Annotated in this window: 20 protein-coding genes; 1 reads left to right on the plus strand and 19 read right to left on the minus strand. The window is 30.7% G+C overall.

Going from position 1 to position 26,095, the window contains the following annotated elements:
* Window positions 1–10: 10 nt before the first annotated feature.
* The 16 genes from ABWP20_RS10285 to ABWP20_RS10360 all read right to left on the minus strand — a co-directional run bounded on the left by ABWP20_RS10285 (window position 11) and on the right by ABWP20_RS10360 (window position 20,874).
* Entirely contained in the window at window positions 11–1,246 is a 1,236-nt protein-coding gene (locus ABWP20_RS10285; RefSeq protein ID WP_353095710.1) for an IS1096 element passenger TnpR family protein, read from the minus strand.
* A gap of 8 nt (window positions 1,247–1,254) precedes the next feature.
* A complete protein-coding gene (locus ABWP20_RS10290) occupies window positions 1,255–3,036 on the minus strand; it encodes a hypothetical protein (protein ID WP_353095711.1) in 1,782 nt (593 codons plus the stop codon).
* 1,104 nt (window positions 3,037–4,140) lie between these two features.
* Window positions 4,141–4,701, minus strand: a complete 561-nt coding sequence (locus tag ABWP20_RS10295) for a pyridoxamine 5'-phosphate oxidase family protein (protein WP_353095712.1) — start codon at window positions 4,699–4,701, stop codon at window positions 4,141–4,143.
* A 47-nt stretch (window positions 4,702–4,748) separates the two neighbouring features.
* Complete coding sequence (locus tag ABWP20_RS10300) at window positions 4,749–5,570, minus strand: pyridoxamine kinase (protein ID WP_353095713.1); 822 nt, start codon at window positions 5,568–5,570, stop codon at window positions 4,749–4,751.
* 254 nt (window positions 5,571–5,824) lie between these two features.
* Window positions 5,825–6,286: a pyridoxamine 5'-phosphate oxidase family protein gene (locus tag ABWP20_RS10305; RefSeq protein WP_353095714.1), complete on the minus strand. Its 462-nt coding sequence runs from the start codon at window positions 6,284–6,286 to the stop codon at window positions 5,825–5,827.
* 242 nt (window positions 6,287–6,528) lie between these two features.
* Entirely contained in the window at window positions 6,529–7,944 is a 1,416-nt protein-coding gene (gene pdxR / locus ABWP20_RS10310; RefSeq protein ID WP_353095715.1) for a MocR-like pyridoxine biosynthesis transcription factor PdxR, read from the minus strand.
* A gap of 577 nt (window positions 7,945–8,521) precedes the next feature.
* On the minus strand, window positions 8,522–10,132 hold the full coding sequence (locus tag ABWP20_RS10315) for a hypothetical protein (RefSeq protein WP_353095716.1): 1,611 nt from the start codon (window positions 10,130–10,132) through the stop codon (window positions 8,522–8,524).
* The gene (locus tag ABWP20_RS10320; RefSeq protein WP_353095717.1) at window positions 10,129–11,160 is read right to left on the minus strand and encodes a hypothetical protein; all 1,032 of its coding nucleotides are present in this window, start codon (window positions 11,158–11,160) and stop codon (window positions 10,129–10,131) included. Before ABWP20_RS10320 ends, ABWP20_RS10315 begins: the two co-directional genes overlap by 4 nt.
* Before the next feature lie 379 nt (window positions 11,161–11,539).
* Window positions 11,540–12,499: a hypothetical protein gene (locus tag ABWP20_RS10325; protein ID WP_353095718.1), complete on the minus strand. Its 960-nt coding sequence runs from the start codon at window positions 12,497–12,499 to the stop codon at window positions 11,540–11,542.
* Window positions 12,489–14,147, minus strand: coding sequence for a hypothetical protein (locus tag ABWP20_RS10330; RefSeq protein WP_353095719.1), 1,659 nt, complete (start codon window positions 14,145–14,147; stop codon window positions 12,489–12,491). Before ABWP20_RS10330 ends, ABWP20_RS10325 begins: the two co-directional genes overlap by 11 nt.
* Before the next feature lie 75 nt (window positions 14,148–14,222).
* Entirely contained in the window at window positions 14,223–15,041 is an 819-nt protein-coding gene (locus tag ABWP20_RS10335; protein ID WP_353095720.1) for a hypothetical protein, read from the minus strand.
* Between the two features lie 3 nt (window positions 15,042–15,044).
* Window positions 15,045–15,437, minus strand: coding sequence for a GNAT family N-acetyltransferase (locus tag ABWP20_RS10340; RefSeq protein ID WP_353095721.1), 393 nt, complete (start codon window positions 15,435–15,437; stop codon window positions 15,045–15,047).
* Window positions 15,438–15,466: 29 nt separating this feature from the next.
* The gene (locus tag ABWP20_RS10345) at window positions 15,467–15,703 is read right to left on the minus strand and encodes a hypothetical protein (protein ID WP_353095722.1); all 237 of its coding nucleotides are present in this window, start codon (window positions 15,701–15,703) and stop codon (window positions 15,467–15,469) included.
* A 452-nt stretch (window positions 15,704–16,155) separates the two neighbouring features.
* Window positions 16,156–18,222, minus strand: a complete 2,067-nt coding sequence (locus ABWP20_RS10350) for a UvrD-helicase domain-containing protein (RefSeq protein WP_353095723.1) — start codon at window positions 18,220–18,222, stop codon at window positions 16,156–16,158.
* 2 nt (window positions 18,223–18,224) lie between these two features.
* Window positions 18,225–20,294: an ATP-dependent nuclease gene (locus ABWP20_RS10355; protein WP_353095724.1), complete on the minus strand. Its 2,070-nt coding sequence runs from the start codon at window positions 20,292–20,294 to the stop codon at window positions 18,225–18,227.
* A 436-nt stretch (window positions 20,295–20,730) separates the two neighbouring features.
* Window positions 20,731–20,874: a hypothetical protein gene (locus ABWP20_RS10360; protein ID WP_353095725.1), complete on the minus strand. Its 144-nt coding sequence runs from the start codon at window positions 20,872–20,874 to the stop codon at window positions 20,731–20,733.
* A 330-nt stretch (window positions 20,875–21,204) separates the two neighbouring features.
* Here ABWP20_RS10360 and ABWP20_RS10365 point away from each other — a divergent pair, with 330 nt between their 5' ends.
* On the plus strand, window positions 21,205–22,401 hold the full coding sequence (locus ABWP20_RS10365) for a DNA cytosine methyltransferase (RefSeq protein WP_353095726.1): 1,197 nt from the start codon (window positions 21,205–21,207) through the stop codon (window positions 22,399–22,401).
* A 23-nt stretch (window positions 22,402–22,424) separates the two neighbouring features.
* Here the strand turns inward: ABWP20_RS10365 and ABWP20_RS10370 are convergent, their stop codons facing one another.
* The 3 genes from ABWP20_RS10370 to ABWP20_RS10380 form a co-directional block, all read right to left on the minus strand.
* Window positions 22,425–23,738, minus strand: coding sequence for an LlaJI family restriction endonuclease (locus ABWP20_RS10370; protein ID WP_353095727.1), 1,314 nt, complete (start codon window positions 23,736–23,738; stop codon window positions 22,425–22,427).
* A 31-nt stretch (window positions 23,739–23,769) separates the two neighbouring features.
* Window positions 23,770–25,395 carry an AAA family ATPase gene (locus tag ABWP20_RS10375; protein ID WP_353095728.1) on the minus strand — a complete coding sequence of 542 codons (1,626 nt, stop codon included), beginning with the start codon at window positions 25,393–25,395 and terminating at the stop codon, window positions 23,770–23,772.
* Window positions 25,396–25,565: 170 nt separating this feature from the next.
* Window positions 25,566–26,003, minus strand: coding sequence for a hypothetical protein (locus ABWP20_RS10380; RefSeq protein WP_353095729.1), 438 nt, complete (start codon window positions 26,001–26,003; stop codon window positions 25,566–25,568).
* Between the last annotated feature and the right edge of the window lie 92 nt (window positions 26,004–26,095).

The following is a 26,095-nucleotide window of genomic DNA, read 5'->3' on the forward strand; positions in this document are numbered from 1 at the left end:
CCCCCTTTTACTACCAATCGCAACCATACTGCACCGGTGCTTCACCTTTTACCTCACTTATCTCGCATTCCTGTGTATGTTCATTCAATATACGTTCTACTGTAATCTGAAAATACCACTCATCCCCAAAATCAAATAAATATCCGAATTGCATTCCTTCATAAGGCAAAAGCTCTGCCAATAAAACTGTATCTGCCTGCCATATTTCATCCTTACACTCCGGTGCATAGTACCTTCTTTGGGAAGTTCCTGAGCCAATTTGAAAATAATACAGATGATCCATGTCAAAGCCAACACTTTTTTGTATCAAATAATGCAATTCCTCCAGAGTAAACTGATCACCTATTGTTATTTTCCTGATACAGGAACCAATCGTTATTTTAAATTTAATTGTGTGAGAGCCTGCTTCCACCGGATATGCCCAAAAACCCATCAGCTTCTCTTCCATGTTAACAGTATCATCTCTTACGACATTCCTTATGGTTGATAACACCGTACTGACATCTGGATTATACCCAAATACCCTATCCTGTTTTTCCAATAGATCTTTCCAGACATACCCTTCCTCTGTCAGATAAAGTGTCTTAATTCGAAACTTATTATCTTTATTCTCTTCTTTATCCTCCAACCATTCAATACGAAGCAATTGGAATAATGCAAAAAGACGGATCTCCGGAATATAATGGCTTCCCCAGGGTGACGCTATCCTTCCTCTGAATGGATCCAGTAGTGCTTCCTCTTCCCTCGCTTTTCTAATCACCTCAAATATTCTTCCTCTCATAAATGACGAACGAGAATCACCCAATGCCTCCTGATACTCCCCAAGCCATATCGTCATCATAAGAATATACCGTTCCATAGCTGACATATGGAAAAATATTGAATATCTTTGACCCTTTTGAACGGTCATACTTTTCCCCTTCTTGCTCATAACCTGAAGGATACCGGTACGTATCGAGAAAAAATAAAAGAAATCAATCACTGTATAATAATCCTGCATCCTTCCATATGACAGGTATTTCTCCCGAACTATATCAAACAAACCATTCAATGCAAAGCAATCCTTTTTCCCAATATGGCCTGTACGCTTTGACAGTTGTACTTCATTTAGCTCAAAATAATCCAGGAATAGTTGATATTCCTTTTCTAATTTTTCTGCTGCATTTTGAAATAGGTTCATATAATCTCCTTTTGTATCGATGGAGTATGTCCACTTCCATATTCCATCCGCTGTTTTTAATATCATTGGTTCATCTATTTTTTCATTCCATATGTCACCAATTCCTTGTGGAACGCACTTCGTCGGGAATACTCACTTCTATATCTCTCCATAATATGCGCCTTAGCATCAGGAATACCAAGAGACTCCTGTACTTCTCCAAATGCAGCAATAAAGGAAGCACACTCTCCATAATAGTTTCTATGATTTCCTTCCATAATCCCAGTCACTCTGCCGGCAATCCATTTTTCAATTTTCTCTAACCATTTCTTTGTTTCCTCTGCTGTCAGTTGTACTTCATTCTTCCATGAATTGAAAAGCTGTGAAAACAATTCATTATCCGATAGTTTAGAATTGATTTCCGTTCCCCGATAAAACTTATCAGCGGATATTTCGCAGGCAGACTTTGCCCTGCCTTGCATTGCCTTCATACCTTCCGGAAATTTTTCTCCTTGAAACAGAAGCAAAAACATAAATGCCAGTCCCTGCTTCATAAACGTTGATGACCAACCAAGGGCATTCTTTTCATTCATACCCACAGAATACATCCTTTCAAACTGTTCTTCAAAAAACAGCATAGTACAATAGCCCTCTCGATAAAGATAATTTTCCCTCTCGGCATTCATGTCGTAAAAAAGACTTTTATCTCGATTTTTCGTTTTCTGATAAGTCTGTTCTATAATAAATTTAAGTTCCTGTTCCCATTGTTTCCAATTATTAGTGCAGATTCTTATTCGCATATAGTTAACCACTGTAGTTTCAGAACGAAATGCTTCGATCCAGCATTTTTCCATCTTCTCAGGATCATTCAATTTCACTGCATACTCCGCTGTAAGAAGTGCTATTTCGCTCCTGACTAGATAAGAAGATGGTATTTTCTCCATTGCTTCTATCCCAATTTGAAACATGCTATCACTTTCATCAGAATTTAGTTTTATCTCTAAAAACTGCTGATACAAAGAAGGATGCTCCGTCACATATTTTCTTGCATTTTCCAATAGACAGCTTTCATCTTGAATCATGGACTGAGCTTCTCTTAATAATTTCTCCGCTGATTTACTTTTTTGTGCACCGAGGTATCCTATCCACATCGGAAGAAAAGCATCAAACTGTGACAATTCATCATTTCCAGATTGCATGATATCCTCAAGTTTCATATCATAACACCTAAAATTTTCCATCATGCAATATATTTCATCTGCTCTATCTTCAAGTTGGTTTCCCATATAGGTAAGATATAAACATTCCTTTACAAACGGAATATACTCATGCCCTAATAAATTATATTGATCTAACTCATACATATATAAAGGGGAGCCATTATAATCGCAATAATCCCCTTCCGAAGAAACCTCCAATACAGATAGAATTTCTGAAAGCTCATATCCCTCTTTATATAACTCCCTATCAACGCAGATATGAATTAATTCCATTGCTTCATTAATATCCTTTAAAATTCCCTTTGGGTCAGAGAAGAGAACCTCATCCACATCACTATTGTACCAGTCATCCCACTCTTCATTATATTCACTTTCTAAAAGACGACTTGCGGAGTTGATTTGTGTTAATCTCTCTTTAATGCTTTCTATGCTAAGTATTATTTGAGATATTCCATCATCAATGCACTTCTGGTAGGATTCGCTCTCTGATATATTTTCATAAGACCTCATCAATTGCAGCAAATTGTTTCTTCTATTTTCAGGCCACGTTCTTGCTATTTCGTGGATCAGCATTTCCATATTTTCATGGCTTAAATTCTTTGAAAGTGCATCCACTTCTTTGAGAAATTTAGGCAACTTCATGCGCTCACTATTCATTTTTTTCTTCCTTCTTTTCAACTCTTTTTTATTTATCTTTAATAACGTACGAATTTCTATCATTTACGGCCACTATATCCGCAAAATCCGTTCAGCCCGAAAACTTCTGATTTCGCTTTGAAGATGGCAAATCCAAACTGTATACCCTTTATTGTTTCAATAGGGCATTTCATAAGGGTCAATCATTCAAAACTCCATATACTCTAAGCTACTTCTTAACAAAGGCACCAATCCACCTTTGTAAATCTCTGCTCTTGCAAAGTCTCAAACCTCCCATTAATTTCAGATTTTCATTCTAATTCAGTTATTAAGTTTTTCTTTATAACTGGCAACTGTAAAGTTTTTCTTAAAGCTCATATGAGCAGTTATCAAAAAGATGCATATTTTCATAAATCTTACTCTAGCTATAAAAATTCCATTAAACCTCCACTACAGAAGCACAAAAGCCCGCCTCAGTCTTCTATATGTTCTCAACTGCTCCCATTTCATAATAATTCAGCCCACGTTCTAAATGTGAGGTCAGAAGAAAATTAATTTTTAGTAGCTGCCTTTTCCTTTATTTTACCATATAGAGGATATAACGTACATTACCATTTGTTATTTTACGCGACATATTTCGACGCAAATCTCGCAATGCCTTGAGGTGACAATAAAGATGTCGTAAGAACCCAGTGATTCCTTGGTGGAAGGGTATATTTTCAAAATATAATTTCCTTTCGTTCATTTTATCATACTCTTATTCTTTATATTTTATTTTGTAAATTTAAAAAAGCTCCTATCCCTTTGCAAAATGCAAAGGGATAGGAGCTTCATGTTACCACTCCAATTTTATATAGACCTTACTGTATATACCTCATCAAATATGCTGGAAATAATCCATAAACATTTTATGACTATAACGTGCATCTACGTGGATATCTAAGATAGATTCGATCTCCCAACTTTAAGACCATGTTCGTCTTGCTATCCCTTGCTCAATCTCACCAACTTTAGCTCTCTGCATAAGTATTCCTAAGCTCACTCTTCTTTTCTAAGTTTTTATTCTTTCTAATATTAATTATCTATGCACTTTTCCAAAGTCACTTCATCATAGAAATCCAAATTTTATTCCATTCTCCCATATTTCATCTCTTTGCCTTGTTTGTCATATCTCTTTCTTTTAGATTTTATTTCTTCCATGCGGATTCTATATATATTCGTTCTTTTTAATCCGGCCTTAATTGCCATATCAAAATACTTCATCTTTGTCGGGATATATTTTTCACATATAAGCCTCATGGCTTTGATTCTTTCTTCCTCATCTTCAACTATTTCAACTTTGCCTTTTATTACTGCTGATTCATATTCAGTAGTAAATACACTGCTAATCAATAATATAGCTTTAGATTCATCAGATGCTATTTCTTTTAATTCCTCTTCAGTAAAGTTATCTGGAATTCTTATCCCCCCTACAAATGCTACACTGACACTCGGGTTATTTGTCAATGTACATACCTTTCTTCCATCCTTAGCTGAATGAAAGTAAAGATTTTCTTCATGTCTTACTATGGACAGAGGTATCCCATATGGTTCATCACCATCTATCATTGAGAGTATTCCGTATCTGGCCTTATCTATTACATAGTATCCAAAGTCCCTACCCATTTCTCTATCTTTTCTCCTCATGTTTATGAACTCCTTTTTACTATTCATTCTTCAAAGAATCAGATTATTTATATATCCATTTTATCAAGCCAAGCTTCTATTGGTATCCCTTTGAATTTATCTACATTATCCTTACTCAGTATTATAATATCCTTTACGTAATCCATAGCTTTTTGTGCAGAGTCCTGTAAAGGTGCTCCCAAAAGCACTTTTCCCATCATTACTGATGAAAATACATCTCCCGTTCCTGGAAATCTGACTGCCACATACTCAAATGACAGGCTAAAATATGTATCTTCTTTGGAATCGTAGCCCAATACAGCAGTATTATCCTTAAGATTTACACTTGTAATTACAATAGATTTAGAACCTAATTCTCTTAATCTATCTATTAATTCATATCCTTCTTCCAATGATATTCCTTCATTTTTAATATCTACACCTGCTAAAAATGCTGCTTCTGTATAATTAGGAACGATATAATCTGCAACTGAACAGAGTTGTCTCATGTATTCTATAGTTTGATTAGTTACTCCATTATATAACTTCCCGCCATCCCCCATAATAGGGTCTACAAATACTATGGTGCCCTTCTGGGATTGTTCTTGACAATAATCTGCTACAAGTCTTACCTGTTCCTCAGACACAATAAAGCCTGTTGAAATCCCATCAAAGTTAAATCCTAGCTCTTTCCATACAGATATTGTGTTTTTCATATATTCAGTTGTTTCCAATATTTCAAATTTTCCATAATCAAATGTGTTTGAAATCAATGCTGTGGGTAGATTATACAGATCAAAACCCATATGGGATAGTACGGGAATCATCGCAGCTAGTGCCACCTTCCCATAACCTGGCAAATCATTTATCAATAATATCTTGTCACTCAAATTATCCCTCTTTTCATACTGGTACAAAAGTTAGCTAATTAAATACTAATTCAGAACCTCGCTATCTCAGCATCAAGCTATCCTTGACATAGATCCTTACCCACTTGCTGATTTCTTTATATTGAATAATACATTTACATCTTGAAATATATATCATGCTCATTTGTATGCTTTTTCCCTTTATTAATAGTGTTCTGCCATCTTTATTAAAACTATACTTATAATGTTGATATTTACTCCCTCAAAATATCTTTTTAATTATAGTATTTTCCCGTTACCTCTAAAATATTAATCTGTATTACAGCAATACCTTTAATCATAGGTTCAGGAAGTATCGAATCTGCTAAATGTGGAGTATACTTCTGAACTATATTTTGCAATACTATTCTTTTTGCCTCTATATCCTCAACCAAAGTAGCATTTCCTGTTATAATTACACTTTCATATTCTGTATTGGTGTCACAGACCACACCATTTGGGTCTAGAGGAAGTCCCTGCATATCATAAGCTAAAAATCCAATCTTGTCATTGCGAATGCTATTGTCAATCTTTTGCCCTTTTGATAACCCATGAATGTATATTTGGTTATCCATATAGACAAAATGAATTAGGGTAATATAAGAGGTACCGTCTGTATTAATAGTGGAAAAACTTCCTGTTTGTACCCTAAGTAACAAGTTCTTAATTTTTTCATCTGTTAATTGGTGTGTTTTCATTCTATATTACATCAAATTCCCTCCATATACTTTCTTTTGCTTATAAGTATATTTTAAAATTGTTCCCGTATCAAGGGACGGTTATTAACTTTTTTTAGGACACAGTTCTACTTCATAAACATAAAGAAGATGTAAATGCAAAGACTTACCTTAACGATATACAGCCTTTTATTGTGGCAGTGTAATATGCAAGTTTATTCACAAAAAACAACAGCAATTCCTTACTGGAACCTGCTGTTGTTTTAATTAGTACTATTAAACCAGATATCAGCAAGAAGTTCTATGGCTGGCACAATATCCTTTTCTTTAATCTTTCCATAACCTAATACAATGAAATTTCCTTGATTAGCAGCATTGTTAAGCCAAAATGGGGATACTGGACAAACTTGAACACCACATGCTAAAGCTTTTTGAATAAGAACATCTTCTTTCTGTCCATCTGTAAATTCCATTAGAATGTGTAATCCCGCTTCATGGCCATATATCCGAACCTTACCGTCCATATTTTTTTTGATTGCATCAACCAAGATATCATGCTTCCTTTTTTGACTTAGACATAGTTTTCGAATATGCTTTTCCCAATGGCCATCTCGCATAAATTTAGCTAAAACTCTTTGCTGAAGCAATGGAACTGTACACTGGTATCCTCTGTATTTTTTATTGTAAGTGGATAGTAACCAATACGGCAATACCAGATATGCCATTCGTAAACCTGCTGATAAAGCTTTAGAAAAAGTGCCTACATAAATCACCCGCTCAGCTTGGTCAATGGATTGCAGTGATGGAATTGGAAGCCCTTTGTACCTAAATTCGCTATCATAGTCATCTTCAATTATTACCATATTACGCCGATAGGCGAGATTTAAGATTTCCATTCGGTTTTGGATTGGCATAACAGCACCTGTCGGGAATTGATGTGATGGAGCAATATGAACCATAGGAACGGACATAGATGAAAGTCTTTTTATGTCAATACCATTCTTATCAACTGGGACAGTTTGTATTTCAAAACCATTACTTTGAAATACTGTACTTGCACCATCATAACAAGGTTCTTCCATAGCAACTTTCTTTCCACATGGAAAAATTCTTATGATAATTTCCAAAGCAAGTTGTGTACCACTACAAATAATAATCTGTTCTGTTTCGCACTTTACACCCCTGCTACGATACAAATATTGCTTTAGCTGTTGCCGCAACTCTAAATCTCCTTTCACATCTCCAAGCCCATGCACCAATTGTGCCTGTGGTCCATCAAGAATATCTGCTACATATGTACACCAGAGCTTATTGGGAAAACTTGCAGCTTCTAGTTCTCCATACTGGAAGCTATATCGGATTTTATTCACAGTGTTATCAGATTGCCTAGTTGACCACTTTTCATGTTTTTGGTAATCAGATAATTCTTGGTGTAAATAAAAATCCAATTTATTAACAACATATCCTGAACCCGGTATCCCTGTTATATACCCCTCCAAGACAAGCTGTTCATAAGCATTTTTAACTGAATTTCTTCCAACCTTTAGTTCACTTGCCAATGCTCTTATTGAAGTAATACGTAAACCTTCAGGGAAGTTTCCAGATAAAATATCACTTTTAATTTGTTCATAAATTTGTTGATAAATAGGCAGATTGCTATTACGGTCAATATGTAGCATCTTTTTTACCTCCTTATAATTATCAATTATACACGATATTTCTTGTAGAGTTATATCCATTATTATCACTTCTGTGATTATTTTTAAAGGTGTTCCATAGGTTAACCCCTTATCTAAATATTTTGTACAAAATTTAATCCATAATTTTATAGTTATAATCATTGTACCTTATAGATTTTATCATATAAACCTATATTTCCTTATTTTACATATCTCCAAATACAATCAATCTCGCCACATCATAGTCCTCATGTTTTTCTATGGACATGTTTCCAAAAACAGAAAGCCATTGAATGTCATCTACACACTTAATGGCTTAAACTATTGATATTACTACATTCTATTGCTTTTCGAGCCTAACGATAACTTCAACGTGCCTTGAGAGTACAATAATGATGTCGTAAGTATCTAGTACCCCCTTGGTGTCAGTGCATATTTCTAAAATGTTTTCTTATTAAATATTTTTGTAACAAAAACACTTAATAAGAATGCATATATTCCTACATTTTTATATTGAAATATATGCATTCTCATTATAATTTTTATGCTTTGACAAAGAGCTAAAATATATATATTTTTAACTTAATTCAATTGACAAATTAGAAAGCAACTTTCTGAATTCTAAATTATACGAATCATTTAACATTTTGCTAGGCATATGTTCCGTATAGTCTATACTATTTATATAACTTAAGTCATCATACTTACCGAGTTCTTCTGTTTTTAGTGTCGTTGTGAAAATCTTCTGATTCTGTATTTCTTTATATAAATCTAGCACTATTTTTTCTTTTGAAGTTGATAAGTCTTCAGCTCTAAAAGAGTCAACAACTATCGGAAAATTATGACTTGTATTTTTCTGAATCGCATATAACTTCGCAAGATGAAAAATGGTTGCCTCGCTGCCTGAAAATACTTCATCTCGCTTCGTAAATATACCATCAATAGCTGAATTGCTATTAGGGTCAATAGTTGTATATATTTCTATCATAAGAGACACGATATCGTCTATTAATTTGTTTTGTTTTTCTTTCTGATCCTTTGTACTATCTTCATGTGAATTAAGAGAGTTATTTAATATATCTAACTGAGAGTCAATTTCCTTTATCCTAATTTCAGTATCTAATGCATCAACAATTTGATTCTTATATGCAACTATTGATTCAAGTGATATATTATCGTCAAACATCAATTTTTGTAAGTAATCTTGTTCTTTGTTTATAAATGAAGTTAATTTTTCGATTTCTTCATTATAAGATGCTATTTTCTCATTTATAGAATTAATTATTTCATTCCTCATGGCAACAGTGGATACATCGAAAGCATATGAGGACTTTTTTGATGTGCTAAAGGAAATACTAGTTGAATCACAGTCCATACAACGCAATTCTCCGCAATCAATAGTTCTATTTAATGATCGAAGTTCCTTAATGGTGGCCTCCCATCTTGCCTTTCGAGTTGCAGCGATGTTTCGCTCTTTTCGTAGTTCAGTTATTTTATCATTAACTTTATCTAACTGTTTTATCTTTTCACCAAAAGATGTTTTATCGCTAATTGCACTTAAATAACTGGCAGCAGTTTTCGGAGATTTTAATATTTTATGCTGTTTTAAGAGGGTGGTTCTTTCTTCTTTCAATTGAGAAATTCGTTTTTTTGTAGTAATAATGTCTTCTGTACTTAGATATTGCGAACCCAAATCACAAAAATCAAACAACATATTAATAAAGTCAATTTTATTATAATAACCAGCATTTGAAATATTAAAGGTAGCTTTTTTATCTTGCCCTACAAAGAATAATTGCAAGAAAAGGACAGGATCCGCTATTCTTAACATTTCATTTTTATATATTTTAGGTAAGGTAAAGATGTTTTTTTTCCAATATCTTTTTAGTTCTGATACATTATCAAATATCATTAGAGCAGATGGTGTTTTTAGAACAAATCCATCATTTCTTCTACAAATGAAATATGTGATTTCTCCTATCTCAAATTCAACAAAGTGAAAATAGTTTTTATAAGAAAATGATGATGGAAATGTTGGATCATTCCCTAAAGCATACATTAAAGACTGAATAATTATGGTTTTGCCTTTATTATTATCATCGCTTGAGATTATATTAAAGTCTTTAGATAGAGAATCTTCAATAAAAGCTTCCTCTAAATTACCCACAGCTATTTTTTTAATTATCATACTTGAATCCCATCCTTTACAACTGAAATGAAATACTTAACCGACAGTACATCAAAATCAGGACAATTTTTAATTAAGGTCTTATCTACTTTACTATATAAATTTTGAATATCATCAGAAGGGTTCTTTAGTATTATAAAATATATTTGTTCAAAAATTGACCAAAAACTCTGAGCTGCATTTTTATTAAATAATGCTCTACACAATGAACTTTTGCACTCGTCAATCATATCTTTTTGTTTTTCTGGTGGACACTGATTTAGAATCGGCATAAATGATAAAGGTACTCCTTGAGAGACAGGGTCACGATTAATAATCCTTTGCAGAGTCATTAATCTTATTTCATTATTTGTCAAATGACGATAATAGTTTAAAGATTCATCACTTGTAGAAATCATAAGCCCCTCTATAGCATGTCCATTTTTTTTGCTAGATTGTTCATCTCTAATCTCATTAAAAATAGCATTAAGCACATTTTCTTCAGGTATAATATGAGGATGGTCTTTTATGATAGCTCGCACATAATCGCATGCAGGCTTATCATCAATCACAAAAAGAACTTTTTTTAAAAAATCATCAATCGATTTTGTCGTTATTTGACTTGAATTTATATATGTTTTATTTTTACTTTCTTCTTTTAGACCTTCTATCACCTTAGTTAGGGCTTCTTTCTTTATATTTTCTATGCCAAAAATATTTTTAGAATCATCAGTTCGAACAGTATTAGAAACTCCTCCTAAGAAAAGAATGAGATTACTAAAAGTCAAATCACTTAAGAAGTTTTTATATAGTGTTACCAATTCTTTTCCTATAGCTTTAGGAGATGAATTAGAGGCACCTTTAGACTGTATATCCCAAAGTTTAGACGATGTTCTATCCATGCCTGTTAAATCATTAAAAAAATCAACAACAAAGTAATGAATTTCATCACTATCATCACGGAAATTCATTAAATATAGAAGTGCTTTAGTTTCCATTTCAGCACAAGATTTTCTTAATTTCTCTGTAGATTTAACTGTATATGGCAAGTAATATCACCTCTTTTGAAATTTCGTATCAAGGCGTAGTACCCTCTTGCTAACAAGTCATTTTATCTCTAATAATTAACAATTGAAACAATATTTTTGAACAACCTCTTATTTTAAAATGGTTGTTTTCATTATATATCAAAATTTACCAATAAACAACACACTGAGAGATAAATGTAGCTCTCTTTATGAATAAAGACATCAAAAGAATGTGGAATTTTTCATATATTATATATATGAAAATCTGTTGATGTTTGCTTTTCTAGCACCTCTTAATACCTCCTATCACTCAGGTGACTTCACTTATTATCTTTCATTTCAACACCTATATTAATACTAACCCTAAGTATAAAATTAATTAGCATTATAACACACAAACTTACTCCAAAATATCCATATTACTTGCTTGTTGAATAAACTCTATTATACCTATATAAAACTCATTTTTGTCAAATAAATCTAAAACATAGTCACAATACTGTTCTATTAGCTTCTTAATATCCTGTGGTTTATCTTCTGCATAAATTTTTATTTCTTCTAAATATGCCTCTATCAACTTTATATGTTCCCATTTTTCAATATGTTTCCCAATTATAGATTGCTGCTTAATTCTATTCTCTTTATGTTTCTTTTGCTCTTCTTCCTTCTTTTCTTTTTCCCATTGTAATTCCATCATTTCATATTCTTTTTTACGCTTTTCTTCAATTTCCATACTTTCTTTAGTTAAATCTATTAATATAGGACGAATTGCAATAAATATATCTGTAATCTGATCATGTAACGATAGATTCTCTTCATCATAAATAATTTCATTTTGTTGTTTTCTATCTTTATTTACTGTATAAATCTTAAAAATAAATTTACCCGTATTAATTGGGTCATATAATGGTCTCATTGTCTTTGTATCTTTTAACTTAACATCTCGATATTTACCTCTTTTTTCAACCAGCGAGCACTCAACAATACCGTAAGGAAACCTAATCACTGTATTATCGTTATTTTGAGAGTCAACAAGTACAGTTCCTCCTAATGCCTGTACCATTTCTATAAAACAATGCATAAATCTATAGGCCCTATTCCTATGTTCATCTGAAACATCTATATTAAGAACCGCACTATTTTCTGGATGTCTTTCGTATTTCAATCTATATTGAACGCTAAAAGGTAAATAATCTTTAAATTTGTTTTTCGCTTTTGCTTTTCTGATTTCAATTTCACTATTATGTTTATTAATCAATGGATTAAACAGATTTATTTTTTCGTCTACCTTTATACTCTTGCACCATTTAATGTATTCTTCCTCATTTTCAATATTAACCTTCTGGGTATTATTCTTCATTCTCTGTTTCCTCACTTTCAAAACAACACCCTACTCGATATAACGTATCTATTAGTGTTTCTAATTTTTCGGAATCCTTAACTGTATTTGGTATAAAGTACCTAGATCTGCTGTCTTGAAGAATGGTTGTTAAACCAGCCATGAAAGTAGACATTGTAGTATAGTCCATTGAATTTATATATTCACGCCTTTTGTTATTGTAATAAATATGTCTATTAACACCCCAGGAATCTATTTCATTAATGTGAATACCTATTATAAGATTTCTCATACCTGCAAGAGTGTTAATCATATCATCCATATTTTTCTTTATCTTATTTCTTCTATTTGTATCAGTAAAATCTACTGACAGTTTCAATTGTAGCTTTAATTCTTTACATGTATTTCTTAGACATGCAATATCTTCAACTGTTGAAAACAAGTATTCTTTATCCTTAGTTCTCCTTGTATAGCCATTGATAACAGCTATTTTCATTTTAGTATATCGTCTCATGCCTTTCTCAAACACTTGGTATTTTTCAAAGAATTTCTCTTTCGTATAGCCAGGTGCTTGATAAGGGGATAAAAATTCCAATAATTTTGGTGCTCCAAACTGCTTAAAACTTAAATGAAGGTTCTTTATTATATTGTCTAATGCATCTCTGTCTTTCCAAATTTCATCATTTGACTTTTCATATATTATTGAAAGAACATAATTTTGTCCAGGATCTTCTTTTAATATCCCATTCTTAGTTTCTATATATTTTATATTCGAATGTATATCAGAGGGATAACTCAACCCCTGAATAAACACAGGATTTAATATTCTTTTTTTCTTTGCTAAACTTACCCTTTCATTTTCAATACATAGTTTTACATATTCTGGCCAGTAATCTTGATCATGTACATCTTCGAATAACCAAAAATACATTATCAACATTTCCAGCTCACCTTTATGACCCTCTATAAACTCACGATGTCTATTTCTATTATAGATATCATTAATATTGAAAGGATTATCCTGATATCTATAATCATATTTATTAATATAGTAAAAAGCTTCGGTCTGTCTATCATATTCATGATCTACATATTTCTCATAAAATTTATATGAAATTCCCCTTGCATAATCTAACAAATCTACTTTATATTTTCTATAAACTTCTATTACCCAATCTGAAATTGCATTGTCAAGTTCCTTCATGTCAGACATAATAGGTTCTTCTGTTTGGGTTTGTCGGTACTCCTTTGACATTGTTGCTATATTACTTAATAGTTCTTCAGTTGCAGTAACTCCTAACTTCTTTTTACAGACATACTCCGCAACCTTTATGTCATCCTCTGGTAAATAAAACAGTTCTATATCTTCAATTTCTTCATATGCCTTGGATACTAGTTTATCTATACGTTTTTTGTTTGACCAATAATAAGAAATTATAAATTCATAAGTTGTTGGAAAGTTTTCAATTATTCCTTCTTTAAACTTATCAATCACTTGCTGTGTTTTAACTTGCTCATAACTATAATCTTCCAAATTTAAATACTCATTAAAATACTCCATTACATATTGAATAACCGCTCCCATATTTTCTGAATGTTTCTGGAAATCAAATTCATCCAATTTATCTTTTTTCTTTCTTGAAGCAATATAGTCTTCAATTGTTAACATGATAATAGCCCCCCTAATAATGTATATTAAAATTATAGAGTAAACAGCTACTAGCCTTTCAACTTATCAGCTCTCTTATTTATACCTCTTACTAATGGTGTCTCTTAACCCTTCTTCAAGAATCTTTTCGTTATCATTAAACTGTTTTGCTACATCATATGCACATTTGAGAAGTTCCTCTTTTACTCTTGCCTTTACATTCATTCTTTTCTGATGGTTAATAATATTCTTAATCAAACCATCTGTACCAATAAACATTGGTATAAACTCAGTTACAAAAACCAAGTCCAAAAAATAAATTATAATAAAGTAATTTCCATACTCATTCGAATGACAATACCCAAATGTCGTGTGACTAAATAACTCCTTCACAGGTAACTTATAATTGAAGTCATCTATTTTGAAAATATGGTTTTTGAAGTGTTCAATGTTCCCACGACTTGTTGCTCCAATTCTAACTTCATTTAAGTGTTTCCACAATGAATTTTCAATACATACAAATATATTCCTATGGCTTGTACCTATAAAGGATTCATTATTATACAAATCATCATAAACAATTCTCCAGCTCATTGAGTTAATGAAGTTGTTCATAATATCATCAGATAACTCTTTCGGGTCTTCACCCTTTAAATACGGATCAAGAATCCTATTTGTATACGGTGTCTCAAACTTATTAAAAAACTGCTCACAGCCATTGCATAGCATGGGCCTTTTTTCGCCATCTTGGTAAATATCTTTTATCTGATACAAGTTTCTAAACCTTGAATTTGGAAATTCTTGCATCCTACGATAAACAAATTTGGGTATTATATGACTTTCCCTAAGTTCAATATTATCTGTTTTACATAAGGCACATTCACCAATTTTAATTAGTTTCTGTTTTTTTGCCATTACTTAATCCTCTACTAATAACTCATAATCCAAACTACAGTTTCTTTTTCTGATAACTCTGAAACCCAGTTTTTCAGATAAAGTTCTCATTCTGCTATTATCTTCTCCAACCAAACGAATAGATATTTTACCAATACCGTTCTTTCTGCAATAGTCTATAAACCATTGAATGATTCTTGTTCCAAGCCCCTGATTTTGCACGTTCAGGTATATCCACTTTACTGCCAATTCATCATCCAAAATATCAAATACAAGAGTAGGCCTTGCTGAAGCATCTTCAATAGGACTTCCATTTGTATTTATAGGTGCAATATCGTAATGTTTATTTATTCTTGAATAGTTTTTTAACTCCTTTCCTTCAACATCTGATATTAGATTAATCAATTCTTGAATCATAAAAACTCTACCTCCCAATCAATATGAAATCAGGCCAGTATCACTCCACTGACCATATTAACCCCAAATGCCAAAATTACTTCGCCGAATCCCTTTACTGTATTTTTGAACATTGCCATCTCCTCCTTTAATAACCTCTCTAGTAGGTGATTGCCTGTTTCTAATATAATTACTAACAAAATAAGTAAAAACATCAAGGTGATGATGAATAGCGGAGTGACAACCCTAGTCTCTACTAGCCTCATTTCATATCTAATGTTCATCATGATAGATCCTTAGAATCAATAATCTACGAATTACTTGTAAATGAGTTTCAAGTTTATAATAATTTTCTCCATTTTAACGAGGAGAATATCTAAATAACAGAATAATTGACTTTACTTTTTCTCTAATTATACACTCTACGTTTTAGCAGATTCCATAAATTAAACGACAACTTCTTGCATATAATACAATTTTTCATAGTAAACCATGTAAACCCTATCCATTAAGCTATAATGCTAAAATAAACCATTAAGTGTAGCATTTTATCCAAGTTTAAACCTACATCTAACTGTTTAATCAATCAGATAAACAAAAATACCACAGGTATCATCTATTACCATTTTGTGTTAAGTGTTAAGTCTATATTGACTTGGATAGTATTGGTGAAATTTTTCTTCGCACAAAGGGATGGTTCTTTTATGCTTTATTAAAACATATAAAATTTTCTACTAAGTTAGATTTCATACTTAATGTCGCCAAAGACATTTTCAATTTGCTCTTTGAAATCAGTTATATCGTCTGAATAAACTACACTTAAATTTAGAACAGATCTTGTCACTGCAACATAAAATAAATTCCTAGCCTCTTCTATTTTTGTATTTTTTTCTTCTACTTCATTTTTCATAGATAAAACCCTTAGCAATCGACTAAAGTAATCATTATCTCTTCCAAACTTAGATTGCATAAAGATTATTACATTATCAAACTCCAATCCCTTTGTTCCATGGTATGTATGATAAATAATATTGCCTTCACTTTTATCCATAATAAAAGAATACCATAAATCAAATTCAGTCATACTACCTCTAAGGAAATCAGATACAGCATCTTTACTTACTTGAATATAATTATCTGATTGTTCTTCCTCGCCAAAAAAATAAAGTTGATTTAGAATAAAATTTTCAATGTCAGAATAAGATTTAATGCCTTCACTCATTATATATTCTAAACATTTATCATATTTATCATCTCCTCTATTATATTCTGAAAACATACTTTTAATATAGTCTCCCAACGTTTCTCCCGTAATTTTTCTTAATTTTTCTATTAAATTTCTTAGTTCTAGGATATTTATATCTCTTATTACTTCATCAAGAATAACATCCAAAATCATTGTTTTATCTTGTAGAATTTTAGATCTAAAATCTAAAATTCTAAACAGTAAGTTTTGTACTATGCCTAGTTTCTTGATATCCAAACTTAAAACATGATCACGTAATAATTTATAGTTTGTTCCTCTTTTATACCAAGCTGAATTACTAAAAAAATTATAAATATTTTCAAATCCACTTTTCTGTGCAACAAGCTCATTAGTTAATTCAAAACAATGTAGTTTGTTTTTTTCCGTAATATTCCACTTTTTAATATGTGCATCAATGAATTCCTGACTACTAATCTTAATATTATAAAAAAACACACTGCCTTTAGAAAAATTGTCATATATTGTTTCCTGTTTTAAGTCATCATTTCTAATATGATTAGCTACATTTATTATTTCTGTTGCTGATCTTCTATTGAATGTTTTTTGTATTCGATTTAGCCCTTTGTGAATATCATAAAAATTACTTCCAACACCAGTATCATAGATATTTTGCTTTACATCTCCATAATATCCTACAAAAAAATCATGTTGAATTACTTTAGAATATTCCTCCAAAAGACGTAATATATTGATCACTTTTGGATTTGTATCTTGATATTCATCTACTAAAACGAATGGACATCTATTACAAATAATTTGTTTTAGCAGATCGCTTTTCTGAACAAGTTTTTCAGTGTATTCTAATAAAGTATCATGGCTGATTCTCATTGACTCAAGCCTATCATTGTTAAATCGTGCATCATACTTTACTTTATTAAATTTACTTTCATTAGCTTCTATTTTGTTAATAGTTTCTTTATATCTTATGATTGTAAACAGCTTGTTCACTATTTTTTTAAAGTTTTCAACATTGCTCATTAGTTTAGAATAATCTTTTGATATATCAGGTAATGAGGATCTAAATATTGCTGCTCTTTCATTTCTATATTTATAGTAATCTTCTTTTTTTTCAATCATCATTTCTAGGAAAGCATTCTTTTCTTCTTTAGACAAATCTCTATATTTTTCCGCCCATTTTTCACTTTCTAGTGATTCTTCCATCGTATAGAGCTCATCTTGCAATTTATCATAGTGAATTTCTACAAGCTGCTTTTGATATGGCTCTATGATATCCCAAACACATTCATGAATAGTAGACACTAAAATTAAACTGCTGTTTCCTATTCTCTCTTTAACTTCAGAAACTGCAACATTAGTATATGTTATGCATAGAACTTTCTGATTATGAAACTTTAAGTCTTTACCGTACTGACTTATAATATATTTTAATGATTGTACTAATGCATAAGTTTTTCCAGCACCTGCTCCAGCATCAAAAACCATGCTTTTTTTCCTATCAATACATTGTATAATTTTCTCAAAAACTTGTTGTTCCCTAATTTTATTTTCAGTTAAAATAGATAAATTCTTAGTATACACTTTTAGCTACCTCCCAATCTATCTTGTAAGAACTGTAACCCATCTTCAATATATTTAGGTAGTTTAGGAATACTTGTTTCATCATTACATACTAAAACTTCATATAGCAATGTATTTGCAAAATCACTTTTAGAATCTGATAATTTTTTTTGCAATTTAAACGAATTTTTTACAATACCACCATCATTAATAATATTTTTATATACATCAGGTTTAACCTTCTCTAACGTACTATTAACTATATAGTTCTGTGAATTGGTTAATATAAAAGCCTCTTCAAAACTAGTAGCATAATAATTTTCTATAGGATCTTTTTGGCAAAGTATCATCAAATTATCTATCTGCTTATAATCTCCTCGAACAATATTTTCAACATTTTCACTTCCATAAAAATGAGATAGCGTGCTATTGGTAGTTTTTCTGTCACTTATCTGTAATTTACAAATTTGTAAATATTCTAGTTGCTTATCCGGATTTTCTTTATCTTTTTCTCCTTTCTCAAATTTTTCACGTTTAATATCAATGTCTGTAATAATCAAAGTAGGTATACTTAAAGCTACAATTAGGTTTTCATAAACTTTAGCATGAGCACCATCTGCTAAAAATATTGAAATGTAGTACTTGTTAAGCTTGGAATTTATATTTAAATAGTGTTGAAGTAGTGTATACTCTGTTATTCCTTCAACGAATATGACAGCATCTGCAAAAAATAATTCAGACACCTTATATTTAATATGTTTCTTAAGAAATCTAAGGTTTTGTTCTCTTTCACATTGCTTTTTTTGGCTTTTAGCACGCTCAACTACTACACTATCATTTAAGCAAACTGATTTTGAATAGCCATTATCAGTTGTGATATAGTTAATATTATTAAATGTATTTCCTTCATGTATCTTGCTGTTAAGAATATGGGATGAATGTGTCGTTATGATAATCTGACTATTTACATGCTTATTATTATTTTCAAGAAGAGAAGTGATCATTTCATTAATATTTTTTATAAACTGCTCCTGCATTTGTGGATGCATAAAAGTTTCTGGTTCTTCTATAGAAATCAGATTAATGTGACTATTAAATGATGTTTCTGGATATTTTTCCATATATGTAATTATCTCAGCAATAATCATCATTAAATTAGTATACCCTAATCCAAACTGTTGTTCAGGTATGTTGTTATTCCCCTCTATATATTCATATTTTAAGATATTCTTAATAAGCTTTTGAAAATTCAAGTCGGACTTTAGTAAAATCTGACACTTCTCTCCCAAAACAATTTTGCTTAATGATAAATTAATGTTATTAGTATGTTGCTCACTTATGTCTTCAGTTAAGTTTTCATTAATATTAACAATTTGAGTATCTAATTTATCGGCAATTAAAGGATCAATAACTTTAGTGTACCTATAATCTATAATCTTACGAAAAGCTTCCGATAAACAATTATCATTATTAATATTATTTGCTTTGATCGAAGTCAATTCAATCAAACTTTTTAAAGAAAAGCCTTTTCGTTTTTCATTATTAGAGTTAAAATATGAAACTTCATACTCAGATTTATCAATCAAATCTAAAAATCTATCAAATTTTTGACTTTTAAAATCTTTTTGAATGAATTTTTTTAAATCTTTGATGAATAATTCACTATCCTTTATTGTCCACATAATTGTAATTTCTATTTCTGATTTTTTTGTATCTTCAAGTGACATAAATGGAATAATATTTGTTAATAAGTCTTCTTTATTGTTATCAATTCCAACTGTAATAACAAACTTTAATTCAGGTAGCTTTATAGTTTCAGTATCTAAATATTCATCTGTATATAGCTCTAATAATTCTTTCAGATAATTGAAATTAAAATCTGTTGCTCTAAATGGTATACCGTTAATCAACTTATTTAAAGAATCTATTACTGTTGTCTTTCCACAATTATTTTTACCAATTATTAATGTTGTTTTAGGAGCTATATTAATGTCTAGATCTTTCTTATAATCTTCTGCATTTATAAACTCAATTATATTATCTTTATCTCGAAATTTTCTAAAGTTTTCAAGTAATATGCTTTTTAGATACATATAATTCCCCCATTATTTTACAGAATTTATCTTTCTATTAATGTTGTAGCTATATCTTATATACATTTATCGACCAACAGCTATTACAAAACTATATAATAATCCTCCTCAACTCTATGAATTAACTCATATGTAAAGCTTTATTTTGTCTATACTCTTCTTTTACATAGTTACTAACTATAATAATCTTTCAAGTATATCATTCCTTTCAAATAACGCTATAAAACGACATCGTTATTATCATTTTATAGCATATTCCAATATTTCTCAACTCAGAATTGTATTATTTGCCAAATTTTTTCAAATATTTCATTTATCTGTATCTAGTAATCTGCCAACAATAAAGTCCTCAGTCAACCTGAGGATTTTAGTCTTAGCATATTGTTATTGCTACCAAGGCAGTAACACTCTATCCTAGTTTCTGCTCCTACTATCTTTATTCATAATAGTATACCGTCTGTTGCACGACAATACCTGATTCAAGCTTTTCACTCCTCGCAATTCCTAAAACTACATAATATCCTTGTTCTAATAAATCAAGAACCTCTTCTTGTTTTCCTCTTGGCGTTGATAATGGCATGACAATCATTCCTCCTCTTGTATATCTATAGTATGTTAAATGGTATTCTAATTTCAATATTCCAAACAATAAATTAATTTTATACTCAGAAAAAATGTATTTGTCCATAATTTGAAAAGAATTTTTATTCATCTTCTATTCAATAATAAGAAGAAATTAGTCAGTTATTTTATAAATATTGGTTTTAAACTTATATTGATTCTCATAAAATTCACCTATAAGTAGTACTCTGTATTATCTTCTATCTGTATTTTTTATAAAAACTTTAGTCTTTACAAAAACGTTTATTTGTGTTATTATGAGGACATAATGACCTAAGGAGGCATGCATATGGACATAGGACAACAAATAAAAGAAAAACGAATACAATTAGGTCTTACACAAAAAGAATTCTCAGATGCTTTAGGCCTTGGAAAAAATGGCGATCGTACATTAAGAAGATGGGAAAATGGTGAATCTCATCCTTCAAATATTGAAATCCAAGCTATATTAAATTTTGCAAATGAAACTCCTCTTGCTGAGAATTCATCAGATAATTATCTTTTTACTTTTATAGATTTATTTGCAGGTATTGGAGGTATTCGTATTCCTTTTCAACAAAATGGTGGAAAATGCGTATTCACGTCAGAATGGGATAAGTTTGCACAAAAAACTTATAAAATAAATTTTGGAGATTCTCCAGCTGGAGATATAACAAATATAACCTCAGATTCAATTCCTAGTTTTGATATCTTATTAGCGGGTTTTCCATGTCAACCCTTTTCTCAAGCTGGCTTGAAAAAAGGCTTTTCTGATACAAGAGGAACACTTTTTTTTGAAATTGAAAGAATTATTGCTGATAAAAGACCTAAGGCATTTCTTCTAGAAAATGTAAAACAATTAAAAGGGCATGACAGAGGTAGAACTTTAAAAATAATAATTGAACATCTTAAAGAATTAAACTATACTGTCGATACTGACGTATTGAGAGCAGCTGATTTTGGAGTTCCTCAGAATAGAGAAAGATTATTTATAGTTGGATTTGATAAAGAATACTTCTCTATTAATGATAACTTCGAGTTTAAATTTCCAATTCCACCTAAACCTATTACTAAAGTAGGAGATATTCTAGAAGAAAGTGTTGATGAAAAATATACAATCAGTGATAGATTATATGAAGGACATTTAAGAAGAAAAAGAGAACATAAAATGAAAGGGAATGGTTTCGGATTCTCATTATTTGATGCTTCAAGTTCTTATACAAATACATTGAGTGCTAGGTATTACAAAGATGGGAGCGAAATTCTAATTTCTCAAGGCGATAATAAAAATCCACGTAAATTAACTCCTAGAGAATGTGCAAGATTACAAGGGTTTCCTGAAAGCTTTATCATTCCAGTTTCTGATACGCAAGCATACAAGCAATTTGGAAATTCAGTTGCAATACCTGTTGTGAAAGCGGTGTCTGATAAAATGGTTGAACAGCTCAATGCTTTTGATTTTTTCAAAAAACAAAAGCATAGTAAAAAACTAGAAGTCGCTATATAATTGAATATAGCGACTCTCTTAATTCAACCTATTAAAGATTCAATCTTATTCATGAAACTGTATTTCTTTTCACCTATATAGCACTTCATAGCTAATCTCGCATCAATAATAAATACATCTATTTTACCATATTCACAAATATTTGGCACCGTAATGGAGCCCAATTTTGAAACTTCTTCTTTATTAAAGGATGGTAATACAAAGGCATTTTCATAGATAGTAACATCTGCTACTCTTTTTTTTAATTCTTCATTAGTGATTAAATCATTACTTTCTTCAATACTTTTTCTTATAGATAACCCATAAAAAAACTGCTTCACTGCATCATGCCATCCTGGAAGACTGGTATTGACATCATAATACTTGGCATCTAATATATAAAACCTGTTTTTTCTGGTTATTAATATATCCGGTCTATGTGATATTGCTGGAGGATTACTACAGTTATAAATTTCCCATATGGGCTGAGGCAATAACACTTTTAGTGTAGAATATTGGTTTCCTAGAATCTTGCTACATATTGCTTCCCACACATAATAAAAAGATTTCGTAAGCAACATTTCTACGGTAACTGAAGTATCTTGACAGTCCTTTTCTAGTAATATATTCATGATCCATTTTATAATATCTATTTCTCTCTGAATAAAGGTATTCCTTAGTTCAATCTCTAGAAAATGTATCGCTTTTGTTAATTCACATGGAATTTCAGTTCTATAATCGCTAAAATCATGTTCACTCAACCCAAATAACCAACCAAAGCTTGTTACACTTTTAGAGATGGCATATTTATGCAAACTAATAAGCATGCTATTTCCATCATGTTTGCTCTTTTTATATATCGCATCGTGATATATTGGATAACCATTAGAGAAGATAGGTATTTTTTTATTTATAGTACTAGCCCAATTTACATTTCCAGTAAACTGGTTAGTTGTAATTTTCATATTACGCTTAAGTAGACCATTTACTTTATAATCTTCAATCAATTTGAATGCAGTAAAGATACTAGAATTTACACTCCCATTACCTCCGCCCAATAGTCTCATTTCTTCTGGCTCTAAAATAGTATCTTTCTGGTATTTCATTAGAACAGCAAATAACAAGCGTGCATCATTTAATAATCTTACATTATCTCCAACGACATACCCCTTGGGAAAGATAATAACCAAAATATTATCACAAGCTAAAAAACCGGTAGCTTTAAACCATATTTCTTTCCCTTTTATTTTTAAACAATCATATTCTCGCATAATGTTTTTGATTTTTGGGGAGATACTATTTAATTGATATTTTACCTGTTCAACAAATATATATGTGTTTATCTTTTCTATATACATTGTATCTCCTCTTTCTTAAAGTTTAATCTTATCACTCTTCTTCTGACTCATCTTCTGATACTTCAGTGTCTTGATTCCTTTCTATAGCCTGAATTTCTCTTATTAAATCTAAAATATTTAATACATCTTGTCCATCATAATATGCAGAAATCAGCTCTGAATATGTTCTTAAACCTTCTGCAAAAAATGCTGTTCTCTTATGTCTAAGTACATCATCCCATAGATAGATAAATAATTTAGATGTTAAAAAGCTTGAATTTAATATTTCATCAGTATTAATAAAGTATTGTCCAATAAGGCGATCTTCTTCTACTCTGTTGTCTTTTAACTTATCATTTATGCATTTCAACATATATTTCCACTTAATATTTCTTCCCGCATATGGTACTAACGCATCTTGATGAGCAAACAAATCTTCAATAATAGGTATATATTTAAAATTCCATCTTCTCTTAAAGGCTGAGTCTAATACAAATACACCTTGATCAGCACTATTCATTGTTGCTATAATATTCAAATTAGGTGGAAGAAAAAGCCCATTCTCAAAATAAGTAGCTATGTCTCTTTGTGATAGTAAGTAATTATATAATTCTTTCGAGGGAGTTATGGTATATTCACTAGTTCCATCGCTTTTTCGGTCTAATAGTTGAAACATATCCCCAAAAACTGCTGCAGCATTTGCACGATTTATTTCTTCTATTAGTAAAGTATGCATTTGTGTTGGTTGCCTAAGCGCGTTTAAAATTATTGAAATAAATGGTCCTGGTACAAAGCTATAATTAATTAATGGTTCGCCTAGTTCAAATTCATTTCCATCAATAGTTTTCAGTATACTATCGGATTCTTTATATAGAGGTATAGGCTTATAAGTTCCCACAAAATCATAATAGGTATATTCAGAGTGAAAAACTACTCTGGTTATATTTACATAATTATCATTTACATATCTACTCTTTCCAGTTCCTGGAGCTCCATAGACAATTAGATTTTTTCCACCACTCATAATTTCATCAATTAATGCATCATTCTCTATTTCCTCAAGTAATTTAATTGCCTCACTCATAAGATCGTCGTCAGTAGCATACGAGTAAATAATTTCAGCTATATAAGCTTGGGCAACATTAACAACTCCTAAAATGTTTAATACTGGTGAAACATAATAATCTGCTCTGTCTATTGTTTTGCTACCGTTCCACCATGAATAATCTGTTAAAAATTTTTTCATAAAATTCATACTTTCAGTATCGTCTTGAAAATAATCTTCAATAGCAGATTTTAAAGGTTCATCTATTAAGTTAGATTCACGCCCCTTTTGGCTTTTAACTGCATCCCAAAAACTTTTATTCGTTAGACCATGATTACCCTCTGCCCTTATATGGTCAAGGGTTTCTTTATATTTTATTAATTCTTTTACAAATTCCGCCAAAAACGTAGCTATACAAAACCATTGATTTGGAAGAAATATCTTATTATGAGAGGCTCCTATAGTTATTTCCGCTGAATAGTTAAGAAAAATAATTGAATTCCCTTTATTTTGTAAAAAATTTTCAAATGCCATCTTAAATCCTTGATGTAACTTAACCTCATAATTTCTATAACTGCTTGCATATCTAGTTTTAGCTTGAACAGCTAATTGATTTAGATCAAATAAGTCCATATTAACCCCCTTAAATTACTTAAATAAATTTGTTACAATTAACACAAATTATCATTTGCTTTATATATATCCGACTATATAAAAATCGATTCATAATATAATGCTAAGTATAAATTTTTATTAATTTTGAATATCATTTAAGTAGTAAATATAATCGTATCTTTATAAAACTATATTGCTATTCTATCATAAAGTACATATGTGTTAGTAATGTTAGTTAAACCAAATAATTTCATAAATAAATCATAGTATGAGCATCCACTTTTTGCAATTATAACAACTATTGTATTGTCGCTCTTTTTTCCTACAATTAGCAAATCATTAATACTAGCTCTTCTTACAACACTATTCTCAGTGTAGTATAATCTGTATTCAGTTCTAGTTGGATGAGCCTCTCTTGCATCATACCAAGTAACTTCTCCATATTCTTGCATTACTTCACCAGTATTATCATAATAAATAAATGTTGCATTAAAATATTGTCTTTTTGTTCCAAACATACGTCTCAATGACGCAACCCCATTAAACTCATGTTGATTACTACTCCAATTATCTATTTCTACCATACTTAAATGTTTAGCAGCAGCTGTTATAAAAGAATACCCCATTAACTCCACCCTTTCTTAATGATTTAATAAATAATTATAATTGGATTATATCAATATATATTTTTTTTTCAATATAATTTAAGTTTGAGCTT

The organism is Tissierella praeacuta (genome assembly GCF_040396155.1).
GTDB lineage: Bacteria > Bacillota > Clostridia > Tissierellales > Tissierellaceae > Tissierella > Tissierella praeacuta_A.